We start from the raw sequence: 13,596 nt of genomic DNA, 5'->3' as shown, positions 1-13,596 counted from the left end.
TTCCGGTACATCAATGGGTTCTATAACCCTCGACGGCGGCATTCATCGCTTGGTGGAAAAAGCCCCTTGGCCTTCGAACGAAAGGCCGCCTAACATGAGATGAGAGACCGGAACTTTTGCGCGGCAAGTCCATATTGCGTCGGCCCACGGCCCTTTACGTTGGATGTCCGGCGCTGCTGAGACAAATGACAAGGCAGCACTTGCGCGGGCGTCATCACCGATGTGTGCCATGGCCGCCCGCGCCCCAGTTGAAAACAGTGTTTTCGTGCTTGTCAGCGACGTTTTTGTCGCGCCAACAGCCACAGGAAAAAGCCGCCGCCAATCAAACCGGTAACAATACCAATGGGAATATCCTCAGGTGCCATGATTGTGCGGGCGGCAATATCCGCCCAGATCAGAAATATTGCTCCAAGCAGGGCCGACACTGGCAGGATGCGGGCATAGTCACCGCCGACCAGCATGCGCACAATATGGGGCACCATCAAGCCGACAAAACCGATGACGCCGGAAAACGCCACCATAATGCCGGTCAAAAGCGCCCCTGCCACGAATATTTTAACCCGCAGCCGCGTCACGGATATCCCCAGCGAGGCAGCGGTTTCATCCCCGACGGTCATCGCGTTGAGCTCTCCGGATTTGGCCCAGAAATAGGTGCCGCAAACAACGAGGATTGTCAGCGGGTAAACGAGGTTTGACCATTGCGCCAGGCCAAGCCCGCCCAGCATCCAGAACACCACCGTATTGGTGGCTTTAGGGTCGCCCAGAAAAACAAGAACATTGGCCGCGGACATCACCACAAATGACACTGCAACACCTGCAAGGATCATCCTGTCGGCGCCGGTGGATCTGGTAAACTGAACCACACCCAGCACCAGCCCGGTGGCGGCAAGGGCGCCGAGAAATGCGAAAATCGGCACCGTCAATGCGCCGAAAATCATACCGGTGTGCATCAGGGCGAGAATGGCGCCAAAAGCGCCACCCGAGCTTATGCCCAGCAGGTGAGGATCGGCGAGCGGATTGCGGGTCACGGACTGAAGACTGGCGCCGACAAGCGACAGCCCGGCGCCGACGAAACTGGCCAGCAGCACGCGGGGCAGGCGGATTTGCCAGACGATAGCCTCGCGCCCGCGGGACCAGGTGGGCTCGATCATGTCGGGCGCGATTTTGTTCAGTACGACTCCCCAGATAGTGGAGGCTGGGATCGCAATGGAGCCGACGCTCACCGCAAAAGAGACCGAAAGGACCAGCACAATGATCCCGCCCAACAGAAGGGCCGGCATGACGCCAGTTCTGCGAAACGCTTTTGTCGGGGCAGGTCGCGTGTTGGTCCTTTCCATCATGTCATCAGTTCCCCCAGAAACCCTGCGCCAGCTTTTTGACCGCTTCAATATTGCGCGGCCCCGGAGTGGCCTCCACATATTCCAGGGTGACAAACCGGTTGTTTTTGACCGCATCAATTTCTGCGAACGCCGGGTTGCTCAGCATGAAGTCCCGTTTCTGCTCAGCGGTGACATCGCCATAATTGATGATAACCACCACTTCCGGATTGCGCTCTACGACGGCTTCCCAGCCGACAGTGGCCCAGCTTTTTTCGAAATCATCCATGATGTTAACGCCGCCTGCCGCTTCGATCAGCGCGGTTGGCATCGCGTAGCGTCCGGCGGTAAACGGTGTTTTTTCGCCGCTGTCATAGACAAAGGCACGCAGCGGCTCTGCAGTCGGGTCCAGTTCGGCGCTAAAGGACGCGAGCTCCGCCTGATAGCCAGAAATCAGCGCTTCGGCTTTGTCGCTGACCGAAAAAATCTTCCCAAGATTACGCAGATCCCGGTACATATCTTCCATCGAGACTTTGTCCTTGTCACCGACAAAGATGCAGCTTTCAGAAAGTTCATAGACCTGGATGCCAAAGGGCGCGAGGCTTTCCGGGGTGATTTCGCCCCCGACCTTCATGCCGTAGTTCCAGCCGGCAAAGTAGAAATCAGCATCGGCGCCGATCAACACTTCTTTGGTCGGATAACGTTCAGCCAGTTCGGGCAGTTCTTTCACGCCAGAGCGCATTCTCTCGTCCAGCGTCTTCCAGCCTGAAACACCTGTGTAACCGACCATGCGGTCCGCAAGCCCGAGCACCAGCATCATTTCCGTCAGGTTGACGTCGTTTGAAATCGCTGCCTGGGGCGGCGTTTCAAACGTCACCTGGCGGTTGCAGCTCTGCACCGTGACGGATTGGGCAAAGAGGGGGCCGGCCGCGAGTGTCATGCCGACAATGAGGGGGAATATTTTCATGGGGTTCTCCGAGTGAGTTACAGGTGAAAAGAAAAATGTGACTGCCCGCCGGGGTTCAGCGTTTGTATTTTGGTGCCGACGTTGAACGCGCGTGCGATCAGCGCTTCGGAAAGCACCTCGTCTGGCGTGCCAAAGGCCAGCGGCTGGCCGTGTGACAGCATCAGGATCTTGTCGGCATAACGGGCGGCAAAATTCAGATCGTGCAGGCTGGTGATGATGGTATGACCCAGGGTGCGGACCAGATGCAGCACTTCTAGCTGATGGCGGATATCGAGATGGTTGGTTGGCTCATCCAGGATCAGCACTTCCGGCTCCTGTGCCAGCGCGCGCGCCACCATCACCCGCTGTCGTTCGCCGCCCGAAAGCGTGCCAAAATCGCGGCTGGCGAATTCAAACAGGCCGAGTTCAGTGATGGCGTGGTCAATGATTTCACGGTCACGCCGCGAACCTGTGGCAAAGCCGCTGCGATGCGGCGTGCGGCCGAGCGCCACGATTTCGCGCACCGTCAGGGCGAAATCGGTTGGCTGTTCCTGCAATACAGCGGCAATGCGGCGGGCCGCGGCGCGTGCATCCAACCGCCACAGGTCGTCTCCGCCGATCAGGATTTTCCCGCTGGTTGGTTTCAGAAAGCGGTAGAGCAGCCGCAGCAGGGTTGATTTGCCGGCACCATTGGCGCCCACCACCGCCAGCACCTTGCCCGGAGCAACGTCAAAGCTTGTGGGGTGCAACAGCGTTGTGCCGCGCCCGGGGCCCCAGCTCAGGTCGCGCACCGACAGGCTCGCGGCGCTCATGACAACGTTCCGCCCGGGGTGTGTTGCACCGTCATAGCCGGGATGCGGGCCAGCGTGTTCAGCCGCAGTTTGCGCGGATATAGCCCGCCGCTGCACCAGCCGTCGGGCAGGTTATGATACAGGGTCGCAAATGACACCACCGCCGCAATATCGGTGTTGAGATCGATGTTTCCAAACAGGTAGCTGGCTTTGCCCGCAGCCTGAAATCCAAGCGTGCAGGGGCTGTCGCAGCCCGCCATGCAGTCCACAGAGCTGATCTCGAAATCTTTGGCACCCAGAGTATTCTCTGCCTGAAATGCCGTTTGCAACTTCTTGATCAGATCAGCGCCGGGTCGGTAGGGATCGCCTTTGGCGCGGCATGATGTGCAGATGAATATCCGGTGTTTCGTAGCCATCTCTGAGGCGCCCTCCGCATGAGGGCGGGGGTGGTAACAGACCGATATGTATATGCGACAGGCGCAGTTTGACCATCTCTAGCCTCCTACCGGACTCCCCGCCCGGGATGAGTGAATATAAGATGGCAGGTCTCCTGACTCGCGGGTCGCTGCTTCCCTGATCCTTCCCAAAACAGCCCAAGGCCATTTCAGTGGAGATACTCAAGGTTGCTCGCCGCTTACAGTTGCGGGGGCAGTCACGGAATTGGCGCCTGCTGGCTACACCTCACCGCGTTCCCTTTTCATCCCGAATAATGCCTGTGGCGTCCGGGAACCATCTTTGGCCTGAATAGGGAGGACCCAAATTAATTGCAATGATTTTTTATTATGGGAAAGCATCTGCAGCGCTGGCGCAGCACTGAGGGGCAATGGCCTGGCGGCATTCACTGTCGGAACAGACCGAATCCGGAGCAAATTATCCGACCAGATGGTCACCGTTTTCGCCCCCCCGGCACGCGTATTTGTCGCAGTGCCGCCAGGCCCTTTTGTGCCCCGCTATTATTGTAACTGGAGGCGGCAAAGCACTGCAACAAGGTGCGGCCAAAGTTGGCCCGGGTTCCAATTCGGTTGCCCGGTCACCGCAAACGTCCGGACGGAGCGCAGAGCCGGAATTGAAGCGTGAGGTTCCCCTGAAGTTGCGGAGAACTAGCTGAGAGGGCCGTCCGGAGCAGGTGCGCCGGACGGGGAGAGGGTGCCGGTAGCACCGATATCAGGGCACACGACGGCCGTTCGAACTTGCAGGTTGTCCTGTCAGCCCTGCGCGCCTCAAGGCACGTTCACCGCTCAGTCGTTCACAGAAAGCTCGAGCTGAACTGAGGCAGGCAGGCTTTCCCCACGATGAGAAATCGTCGCCTCAAATGTCGCGCTTGCGATTTCGCTGTTTGATAGCATATCGAGCGGAAAATGCGCGCTGACGTCCAGATGGGTCTGGCAATTTGCGCAGCCATCAACGTTCCAGCGGCTCAGCACGCTTTCATAGCCCAGAAATTCCACCCGATCACCAATTCTGGCCAGCGCGGTGATTATGAACGAACCTTGCAAATGCGCCCGGTTGACACCTGTCACCGTCAGAACGTCCCCGGTACTTTTCGTCTGGGCCTGATCTGGCAACTCCTCAAGCGAGCCGGGCCCATAAGTATATCCAAGCTGGTTCTCTGTATCGATACAGTCCTCAGAGCTGTAATATTCCTGGCTGTTGGCCTTGCGGAAAGGCGCCAGAGGCGAGCTTGTTGTGAGCGGTGTATCCGGCGCAACGCCGGGCGTCGGCCCCTGGCTGTCAGAGGAGTTTGTGCCAGCGTATCCGGAAATTATTTCAACTTTCAGGTCTGGATTGCGCTTCTGCCAGAGCCAGAACATCCGGTCGACATTGCAATGATGGAAAAAGAAGATCGGATCGAGCGCGGCGGTATTATTCTCGCCCATATCCCCGTTGGCGCCGGCAACCTGGCCAGAAGTTGAGCCTTCACCGCCAAATTGGGGATAGGGCAGGTCAAAACCACCGACCGACAAGTGAATATCATTATGTGGCGACTCCAGAGGCACGGCATATGGCTGACTGGCGGAGTTCCACGCGCCTGCTGAGGTCACATTGGAGAAGACGGTGTAATTTGGCGCACGAAGGCAATCGATAAATTTGGCGTATATGCCGACCCCGTGGGGATCTGGGTTTTCTGGCGTCGGATCGCCGCCGTGCAGCCAGGTCATGACATTGTCATTCAGCAAGCTCACCCGTTCAGCCGGATCCGGATAGTCCGAATTATGCGCTTTGGTTTTTGCCAGGTCTTTCGGGTTGCCGACCAGACCTGACAGTGGGTATCGCACGGTTTCATAGCCTGCTGGCTTATAGTAGGGCGCGTGTTCGCCGTTCTGATTGTCTCCCCAGTAGTCATCCTTCAACTCTTCAGGAAGCGTGTATGATTTCAGCGGGTTGTCGATCAATTCCCCATCGAGGAGAAACTGTTCGGCGGTCAGAACATCCGGGATTCCACAGGCAAGGGACGCGGCGTCGGTTTCGTCCCAATAGGGCATCATCACACCGGGCACGATGCTCTGAAGCGCCTCTTCCACCTTTTTCACATAGACGCGGTGCCAGGTGGGGAACAGAACGTTGCCGTGGTTACAATAGCCGCCCCAGTAGCTGTAAATGTCCGTCTCAGTCAGCTTGTCAACCGCGGGCCGCAAATCGAAGGGCTCACCGTGATAACCAGCGAGCATAAAAAATGAGCGCGGATCGTCTGGCGAAAGCTCTTTAATGCCTTTCCAGGCGCGGACCACGTCTTCCAGAGGTTGCTTAATGCCGTTGTCGTAGTCTTGCTGCAGGTCCTGAACAGAGCGGCGAACGCCAATTGTTTGAGCGGATGTCATCTGAATTGCTCCTTACTAAATACAAAATGAAATATTTCTGGCCAACAGTGGGGCAGGGAGGCAGGCTGTCAGGCCGGTTTGCCGAGCGTGCCAAGCCTGCTGCCCATCAGCACTGAGACCGATGTCATCACACCTTTTTGAAACAGCAGGATATTGAGCGATCCGCCGTAGGCGAAATGACCAAGTTCCTCGCCCTTGATGACCGGAACAGGTGTGCCACCTGGTGGAACATAGGTTGACGATTTTCCGACAAGCGACGGCGTGAGCGCACTGATGGTATTCAATCCGACGGGCACCACAGCGACATAACCATGCGCCTGGGTCCGGATAATGTAATAAGCCCGGTGAAAGTCCTCAAATACGCTGAAATTGGTGGTGCTTTCGCCGACATTAAAAATCTGGTTGAACCAGTGTTCGCCATCAGTAATGCCATTGTAGATGCCAGGCACCCCCGCGCCTTCTACAATCTGGCCGGTCACCGGGGCGTGGTAGCGGTGGTAGTTCCCGGGCATCAGCACGCAGGACACTGCAGTTCCACCCTCGAAATGGTGCGCAAATTCAGACTGGTTCAACAATTCGAGCACGTTGAGCTGTCGGGTTTTGACATTCATCTTCTGGGTCAGTGTCAAATCCGAAAGGATGAAGTTGATCTCAGAATCCGCCGAGGCCACCAGAACGCCCGCGTCATCGGGTGCTGCGACGGGCCGGGCGTTTTTGTTCGGGTTCAACTCGCGGGTGAAAAACGCATTGAATGACTTGAAGCCGCCTTCCGGTACGATGAAGTCGTCAATCTGTGTGGCCGGATCAGCCAGCCATTCGTCCAAGTATTGTAATGACGCAGGTGAATCCATGAATTCACCCCGCGCTTTGATGAATTTCACCGTCCAGTTGAACACTTCACGGGTATAACTGTCGGCACTTTCTGAACGGCTTTTGAATGTGTTCAGAAAAGCATAGGCGACCTCGTTGTTGAGGTAGAAATAGGTAAAAGGCACAATTTTGCCCAGCCCGCCACTTGGCTGCGGCAAGAACGTGAACCAGGCCGCAAAATAGTCGACAAAATAGTCGATCGTCTGGCCTGCCCAGGGGTTTGCTTCACCGGTTTCTGTATAGGGGGCGACATGTGCTATGGCATCATTATAGGCCGCCTCGACCACAGGGTTTGAGGTGATTACGCACAGCTCGTCGATGAGTAATTGCATCGCTGGTGTAAGGACCGATTGGTTGGAATCTTGGATTTTTAATGTTGAAATTGATGTCATAAGAAAATTCCTTATGGCTGCCCGAGACAAGAAAACGGTTGGGGCATAAATGGTTACGATAAAATGGGGTCGATCGAATTGCTCAACTATAGCGTGAGTCGTTCGTTTTTGCACCAATTATGCATGCTTACGTTTTTTGCCGACGACCTGTGCGGCCCATTTTTTAGTGCTGTGTCTGCAAAGCGTGTTGGCTGGCAAATGCCGCAGTCCACAACGATCATTCGAAATGAAGGGAATTTCGGTGCCGAGGCCGGCCTGCCGCTCCACCACAGCCGTGAGAACCTGGTGCAGCTATCCGATACATTTCTGTCTGAGTTAGAAGGCACATGCGCACCGGTCCCGGGTTTGCAGAACGTTCAATATCCCCCTCGCTATGCAGGGGCGGCTGGGCTATGAGCAGACTATGTCACAGATAGATTCTCTTTTCGTTACCCGCCTCTACCGCGCTGCCTTGACCGAATTCGGCAAGTCGGTGGATACGGCAGAACTTGAAACCTCCTGCCTGTCGATTGCCGACGATGATGAGGCAGGGCAGGACTGGTGCGAGGAAAACGGATTTCCGGGTTATACCAGCTATGCTTCGCTGGTCGATCTGGGCTGGCGGTTTCCGATCTTCAAGGATTTGGTCAAAGTGCTCGACAAACACGTCGCGGCGTTTGTCAAAGACCTGCAATTTGACCTGGACGGCAAAAAGATCAAACTGGACTCGCTGTGGATCAACATCTTGCCGACAGGTGGTGTGCATACGTCGCATCTGCATCCGCACAGTGTGATCAGCGGCACCACCTATGTCTCAATGCCCGAAGGCGCGAGTGCCATCAAATTTGAAGACCCACGGTCGGCGATGATGATGGCCGCCCCCACGCGCACAACTGACGCGCGGCCCGAATTGCGCAATTTCATCTATGTCGCTCCTGAGGCTGGCGAAGTTCTGTTATGGGAAAGCTGGTTGCGCCACGAAGTGCCGATGAACATGACCGATGATGAACGGATCAGCGTCAGTTTCAACTACGGCTGGGGCTGAGCGCGCAGCGCATCAGCATGTGACGTCCCGCATGCTCTGGCAGGCCAGCGCGGGCCTTGCCGCTGCAGGCGTTCCTTCCGGAACAGAACAACTGGCTCCTGAGCCGGCAAACTTGCGGACCCATGCAGACGATTATAGTGCCCTGTCCCGATCCGCTGCATCAGGCGAGTTCCCCGTCATTCAATCCGTTCCCCCCATTTCATCTGCAAGCCAGTCACAGAAAATCCGGGCTTCGACCGGCAGGCTTTTCCGTGGCCCGGAATAGACAACATAATGACTGTTCTGGGTTTTCATCGGCACGAAGCAGGAGCGGACCAGCTGACCTGAGTTCAGATAGGGTTGGGCAAAACTCTGCAGGACCAGACTGTGCCCCAATCCCTGCGCTGCCAGTTCCAGAGCAGAAACAGACTGATCAACCTGCAATCCGGGATCGCGTGCTTTGCCCTTGATGTTGTGCTGGCGAAAGTAGTTTTCCCAGGTATCAATCACCCCCATGATGTCGATACGGGGCGCATCGGCCAGAAGGTTTAGCGGCTTATCAATATCATGCAATGCGAGGTCGGGGTGGCACACCGGGATGATGGGCTCATTGAGCAACAACTCAACCGTTCCGTCTTGCCAACGGCCATCGCCGAACCGGATATCAAGACCCAGCATTTCATTGTCCAGCGTTTCGGACCAGGACGCGGAGATCATTTGCAGATCGATATCTGGGTAGCGTTCGCGAAAGATCTTCCAGCGCGGGATCATGAACAGATGCCCAAAGCTGTTCAGGCAGCGGAACCGCAGCGGCCGACGGTCACGGGTGCCAAATACGCTCATGGTTGAAACCGACAAGTCAGAAAATGCCTTGCTGACCGAGGGCAGATAGGTGTGGCCCAGCCGCGTCAGGCGCAACGATCTGTGCGCGCGTTCAAACAGGGCATAGCCGAGGTGCTGTTCTAATGCGCGCACCTGATAGCTGACTGCCGCCGGGGTCAGCAGCAACTCGCGGGACGCATTGGTGAAATTTCCCAACCTGGCGGAAGCCTCAAAGGCGCGTAACCAGATCAGAGGCGGCAACTGATAAGTCATGCCAGCTTCTACTTCAAATTTATTCGTGGTTAAACCAAATAATTTTTAGTTTTGAATATTCACACCCCTCGCACATACCGGAAAAGAACAATTGGGATCGCTATGAACAGCTTTGACTATATCATTATTGGCGCCGGCTCTGCGGGCTGTGTTCTGGCCGAGAAATTAAGCCGGAACCCCAAAATCACTGTGTTGCTGCTTGAGGCGGGGGGCAGTGACAGATCTCCCTGGGTGTCGTTGCCTTTGGGATATGGCAAACTGTTCCATGATCCGCAGCGGAACTGGAAATTCGACACAGTACCGGAAAAAACGCTGAACGGACGTGCTGGGTACTGGCCGCGCGGCAAGCTGGTTGGCGGCTCGGGCTCCATTAATGCGCTGGTATATTGTCGCGGGTTGCCGGGCGATTTTGAAGACTGGCAGGCGGCAGGGGCAACGGGCTGGGACTGGGCCGGGGTCCGCAGTCACTACGATGCTATCGAAACCTCCGTCCAGGCTGATGGCACCAGACTTGGTGCTGGTCCGATCCATGTTCAGGATACATCAAAACAGATCCACCCGGTGAACCGGCATTATTTTGCGGCGATGCGGGAGCTGAATATGCCGCTCACCGGTGATTGCAACGGGCCAGAGCCAGAGGGCGCCACGACCTACAGGATCAATACCATTGATGGTCGGCGGTGTTCTTCTGCGCGCGGCTTTCTGAAACCCGCTTTGCGGCGGAAAAATCTCAGCTTACGGATCAATACGGCGGTCCGGAGGGTTCTCATCGACGAGGGGCGCGCTACCGGCGTTGAAACCGGACACGGTGACGTTTTACTGGCCCGCGCTGAAGTTATTCTAAGTGCCGGAGCGGTTGCTTCGCCGCAGATCCTGCAATTGTCGGGGATCGGACCCGGGGATGTGTTGCAACGCCACGGCATTCAGGTGCTTGTCGACAATCCGAATGTGGGCGGGAACCTTCAGGATCATCTGGCGATCAACTATTATTTCAAGGCCACTGAACCGACGCTGAACAACGTGCTGCACCCCTGGTACGGCAAACTTGGCGCCGGCTTGCAGTATCTGCTGACACGCAAGGGGCCTTTGGCGCTCAGCGTCAACCAGTGTGGCGGTTTTTTCCGCAGCACAGCGGATCAACCCAGACCTGATGTTCAGCTGTATTTTAACCCGGTGTCCTACAAGACCCGGACCGATGGCAAACGCACCACGATCAATCCCGACCCGTTTCCCGGCTTTATCATCGGGCCACAGCCGTCGCGCCCGAGCAGTCGCGGACGCATCGATATTCAAAGCCCGGATTACGCCGCCGCGCCGCAGATCGCGCCCAATTCTCTGGCCACAGAAAAAGATCAACTGGACGTGATCGCGGCGGGCCGGTTGTGTCAGCGGATCATGCGCAGCACAGCGTTGCAGAAACTGGTTGATGCGCCGGTTGATCAAGATCTTATGACAATGGATGGGGAGGAAATCCTCGCGGATTTTCGGGCCCGCGCCGGCACGGTCTTTCACCCGACCTCAACTTGTCGCATGGGACCGGACGCGGCCAGTGCTGTTCTGGATGCGGATCTGCGCGTCTATGGCGTGCGCGGGCTCAGGGTCGTGGATGCGTCGGCCTTCCCCAATATCACCTCAGGCAATACCAACGCACCGACCATGATGCTGGCCCATCGCGGTGCAGATCTCATTTTGAAAGCAGGGCACTAACATGAAAATCATCAAGCTAGAGAGCTTTGCAAATGAGTTTGTCGGTTTTATCCGCGTCACTGCCGAGGATGGCAGTACCGGTTGGGGCCAGGTCTCGACCTATCATTCTGATATAACCGTGCAGGTGTTTCACCGCCAGATAGCCCCCTGGGCTCTGGGCCGGGATATGTCGGAACTGGAAGCGCTGACCGTGGAAATTACCGAACGCGAGCATAAATTTCCCGGCTCATATCTGCGCCGTGCCCTGGCGGGGCTGGACACGGCAATCTGGGATTGGCGCGGCAAACAAGCAGGCAAGCCCGTCGCCGAGCTGCTTGGCGGTTCTGCCGGGCCGCTGCGCGCTTATGCGTCCTCGATGCGGCGGGACATCACCGCAAGAGACGAAGCAGACCGGTTGCTGGCTTTGCGGGAAAAACACGGGTTTGACGCGTTCAAATTCCGCGTTGGCGCCGAATGTGGCCATGATATCGACGAATGGCCCGGGCGCACCGAGGAAGTGGTGCCGACCGTACGGATAATGCTGGGGGACAAAGTGTCCTTGCTGGTGGATGGCAATTCTGGTTTTTCGGCCCCCCGTGCCATTGAAGTGGGTAAATTGCTACAAGACAACGGGGTCGAGCATTTTGAAGAGCCTTGCCCGTATTGGCTGATGGAAGAGACCAAACAGGTCACTGACGCCTTGACCCTGGATGTAACCGGCGGTGAACAAGACTGTGATTTCCAGCACTGGCGCCGGATGATCGACATGCGGGCCGTCGACATTATTCAGCCCGATATTCTCTATATGGGCGGCATGCACCGCACCCTGCAGGTTGCAGCGATGGGCCAGGCCGCAGACCTGCCCTGTACGCCCCACTGTGCGAACCTGTCGATGGTGACGTTGTTTACCATGCATCTGCTGCGCGCCATCCCTAATGCGGGCAAGTATCTGGAGTTTTCCATCGAAGGGGCGGACTATTACCCCTGGCAACAAAATCTGTTCGTCTCCAGCCCCTATGAGATCACTGATGGCAAAGCCACAGTCACCGACGCTCCTGGTTGGGGCGTCGAAATCAACCCGGAATGGCTCGACCGTTCAAGCTATCAAGTCAGTGAGTTCGAAACATGACCCAGAATACATTTGCCACCACTTACCTGGACACCGGCACCATTGCCCACCTTCCCGACCGCCACTTCATTGGCGGCTCCTGGGTAGAAGGCAGCTCCGGTGAGAAGATGCAGTCCTTTGACCCTGGACTGGCCACGCCCTTTGGCGAGTTTGCGCTGGGAACTGCGGCTGATATGGACAAGGCCATCGGCGTTGCGGAGAAAGGCGCGGCGCACTGGCGCGGCGTCAAACCAGCAGAACGTTGCCGTATCCTGAACGAGGTGGCGCGGGTCCTGCGGGCCAATGCAGAGCGGCTGGCGTTTCTGGAATGTGTGGATTCCGGCAAAACCCTTGCCGAAGCCGAAGGTGATGTGGCCGGTTCCGCGCGGCTGTTTGAATATTATGCCGGTGCTGCAGACAAGCTGGACGGGCGTTCCGTCAATCTGGGGTCCTCGCATACTGCGTTTACCATGCGCGAACCTGTGGGTGTGACCGGCCACATCATTCCGTGGAACTATCCGACCTCCACTTTTGCACGTGGTGTAGCCCCGGCACTGGCGGCGGGCTGTTCTGTGGTGGCGAAACCAGCGGAAACCACCCCCTATACAGCATTGGTCATGGCGGCGCTGTTGTCAGAAGCCGGCGTGCCGGATGGGGTGGTCAATGTGGTTACAGGACTGGGGAGCCAGGCCGGCGCCGCGATGGTCTCTGATCCGCGGGTCAAACAACTGACATTTACCGGCTCGGTCGGCACCGGAGTCGCTGTCGCTCAGGCCGCGGCACCGAATGTGACGCGGCTGACGCTTGAACTGGGCGGAAAATCCCCGCTGATCGCCTTTGAAGACTGCGATGTAGCTGCCGCGATAGATGGGGCGTTCTGGGCAATCTTTTCCAATGCGGGACAAATCTGTTCCGCCGGTTCGCGGTTGCTGGTGCACCGGAACATCCGCGATGAAGTGCTTGAGGGCCTGGTTGCCAGGGCGCGGGCCATTCAGGTTGGCCACGGGCTGCGTAATCCCGACATGGGCGCGATCAATTCGGACCTGCATCTTGCACGTATTCAGTCCCATCTGGACTCTGCCAAAGCGCGCGGATGCGATATCCTGACCGGCGGCAATGCCACCACCGATCCCGCAACGGGCAAGGGCTGGTTCTTTGAGCCCACAATCATCGCCGATCTTGCGTCTGACGACCCGGCTGTGCAGCAGGAAATTTTTGGTCCCGTTCTCTCAGTACAGGTCTTTGACAGTGAAGAAGATGCGGTCCGGTTGGCGAATGGCACCGAATTTGGTCTGGTCGCCGGCGTCTATACAAGAGATGTCGGACGCGCGATGCGGATGGCCTCTGCCCTTGATTGCGGCCAGGTGACCATCAATGACTATTGGGCGGGTGGCGTTGAACTGCCCTTTGGCGGCAACGGGAAATCCGGATATGGCCGTGAAAAAGGCTGGGAAGGGCTGGATGCTTATACCAAAGTCAAGAGCATCACCCTCAGCAACACGTGATTGCCGCTCAACGCGTTCGAAGCACCGTCGCTGGCTCCGGAATGCTCCGGGGCCAGCTATAATTC

11 protein-coding genes and 1 riboswitch are annotated in these 13,596 nt (G+C 57.1%); of the genes, 4 read left to right on the top strand and 7 right to left on the bottom strand.

Annotated features, from left to right (window positions below; all coding sequences use genetic code 11):
* Positions 1-272: 272 nt before the first annotated feature.
* The 6 genes from DWA01_RS08560 to DWA01_RS08535 all read right to left on the bottom strand — a co-directional run bounded on the left by DWA01_RS08560 (position 273) and on the right by DWA01_RS08535 (position 7,248).
* Positions 273-1,280: a FecCD family ABC transporter permease gene (locus DWA01_RS08560; RefSeq protein ID WP_235008479.1), complete on the bottom strand. Its 1,008-nt coding sequence runs from the start codon at positions 1,278-1,280 to the stop codon at positions 273-275.
* Between the two features lie 64 nt (positions 1,281-1,344).
* Entirely contained in the window at positions 1,345-2,256 is a 912-nt protein-coding gene (locus DWA01_RS08555) for an ABC transporter substrate-binding protein (RefSeq protein WP_235008481.1), read from the bottom strand.
* A 44-nt stretch (positions 2,257-2,300) separates the two neighbouring features.
* A complete protein-coding gene (locus DWA01_RS08550; RefSeq protein WP_114285419.1) occupies positions 2,301-3,074 on the bottom strand; it encodes an ABC transporter ATP-binding protein in 774 nt (257 codons plus the stop codon).
* The gene (locus DWA01_RS08545) at positions 3,071-3,469 is read right to left on the bottom strand and encodes a DUF1636 family protein (RefSeq protein ID WP_114285418.1); all 399 of its coding nucleotides are present in this window, start codon (positions 3,467-3,469) and stop codon (positions 3,071-3,073) included. The genes DWA01_RS08550 and DWA01_RS08545 overlap by 4 nt, the downstream gene beginning before the upstream one ends.
* 107 nt (positions 3,470-3,576) lie before the next feature.
* Positions 3,577-3,802, bottom strand: a riboswitch (cobalamin riboswitch).
* A gap of 489 nt (positions 3,803-4,291) precedes the next feature.
* Positions 4,292-5,872 carry a tyrosinase family protein gene (locus DWA01_RS08540; protein ID WP_114285417.1) on the bottom strand — a complete coding sequence of 527 codons (1,581 nt, stop codon included), beginning with the start codon at positions 5,870-5,872 and terminating at the stop codon, positions 4,292-4,294.
* 68 nt (positions 5,873-5,940) lie between these two features.
* The gene (locus DWA01_RS08535; RefSeq protein ID WP_136057697.1) at positions 5,941-7,248 is read right to left on the bottom strand and encodes a phosphatidylserine decarboxylase; all 1,308 of its coding nucleotides are present in this window, start codon (positions 7,246-7,248) and stop codon (positions 5,941-5,943) included.
* Positions 7,249-7,537: 289 nt separating this feature from the next.
* Here DWA01_RS08535 and DWA01_RS08530 point away from each other — a divergent pair, with 289 nt between their 5' ends.
* Positions 7,538-8,158, top strand: coding sequence for a 2OG-Fe(II) oxygenase family protein (locus tag DWA01_RS08530; RefSeq protein WP_114285431.1), 621 nt, complete (start codon positions 7,538-7,540; stop codon positions 8,156-8,158).
* A gap of 180 nt (positions 8,159-8,338) precedes the next feature.
* Here DWA01_RS08530 and DWA01_RS08525 read toward each other — a convergent pair whose 3' ends face one another.
* Positions 8,339-9,232, bottom strand: coding sequence for a LysR substrate-binding domain-containing protein (locus DWA01_RS08525; protein WP_114285415.1), 894 nt, complete (start codon positions 9,230-9,232; stop codon positions 8,339-8,341).
* A 102-nt stretch (positions 9,233-9,334) separates the two neighbouring features.
* Here DWA01_RS08525 and DWA01_RS08520 point away from each other — a divergent pair, with 102 nt between their 5' ends.
* From DWA01_RS08520 to DWA01_RS08510, 3 genes are read left to right on the top strand one after another with little or no spacing between them, the layout of a single operon-like run.
* A complete protein-coding gene (locus tag DWA01_RS08520) occupies positions 9,335-10,939 on the top strand; it encodes a GMC family oxidoreductase (RefSeq protein ID WP_114285414.1) in 1,605 nt (534 codons plus the stop codon).
* Between the two features lies 1 nt (position 10,940).
* Complete coding sequence (locus DWA01_RS08515) at positions 10,941-12,047, top strand: mandelate racemase/muconate lactonizing enzyme family protein (protein ID WP_114285413.1); 1,107 nt, start codon at positions 10,941-10,943, stop codon at positions 12,045-12,047.
* Complete coding sequence (locus DWA01_RS08510; RefSeq protein ID WP_114285412.1) at positions 12,044-13,531, top strand: aldehyde dehydrogenase family protein; 1,488 nt, start codon at positions 12,044-12,046, stop codon at positions 13,529-13,531. The genes DWA01_RS08515 and DWA01_RS08510 overlap by 4 nt, the downstream gene beginning before the upstream one ends.
* Positions 13,532-13,596: the final 65 nt, after the last annotated feature.

This window comes from Candidatus Halocynthiibacter alkanivorans, from assembly GCF_003333265.1.
Lineage (GTDB): Bacteria > Pseudomonadota > Alphaproteobacteria > Rhodobacterales > Rhodobacteraceae > Halocyntiibacter_A > Halocyntiibacter_A alkanivorans.
The sequence above is the reverse complement of the archived record's forward strand: the minus strand, read 5'-3'. Positions and strand labels throughout refer to the sequence as shown.

Bases quoted from the DNA above. Each gene is read 5' to 3' on its own strand.
- DWA01_RS08560 (WP_235008479.1), bottom strand. From the start codon at position 1,280: ATGCCGGCCCTTCTGTTGGGCGGGATCATTGTGCTGGTCCTTTCGGTC.
- DWA01_RS08555 (WP_235008481.1), bottom strand. From the start codon at position 2,256: ATGACACTCGCGGCCGGCCCCCTCTTTGCCCAATCCGTCACGGTGCAG.
- DWA01_RS08550 (WP_114285419.1), bottom strand. From the start codon at position 3,074: ATGAGCGCCGCGAGCCTGTCGGTGCGCGACCTGAGCTGGGGCCCCGGG.
- DWA01_RS08545 (WP_114285418.1), bottom strand. From the start codon at position 3,469: ATGGCTACGAAACACCGGATATTCATCTGCACATCATGCCGCGCCAAA.
- DWA01_RS08540 (WP_114285417.1), bottom strand. From the start codon at position 5,872: ATGACATCCGCTCAAACAATTGGCGTTCGCCGCTCTGTTCAGGACCTG.
- DWA01_RS08530 (WP_114285431.1), top strand. From the start codon at position 7,538: ATGTCACAGATAGATTCTCTTTTCGTTACCCGCCTCTACCGCGCTGCC.
- DWA01_RS08525 (WP_114285415.1), bottom strand. From the start codon at position 9,232: ATGACTTATCAGTTGCCGCCTCTGATCTGGTTACGCGCCTTTGAGGCT.
- DWA01_RS08520 (WP_114285414.1), top strand. From the start codon at position 9,335: ATGAACAGCTTTGACTATATCATTATTGGCGCCGGCTCTGCGGGCTGT.
- DWA01_RS08515 (WP_114285413.1), top strand. From the start codon at position 10,941: ATGAAAATCATCAAGCTAGAGAGCTTTGCAAATGAGTTTGTCGGTTTT.
- DWA01_RS08510 (WP_114285412.1), top strand. From the start codon at position 12,044: ATGACCCAGAATACATTTGCCACCACTTACCTGGACACCGGCACCATT.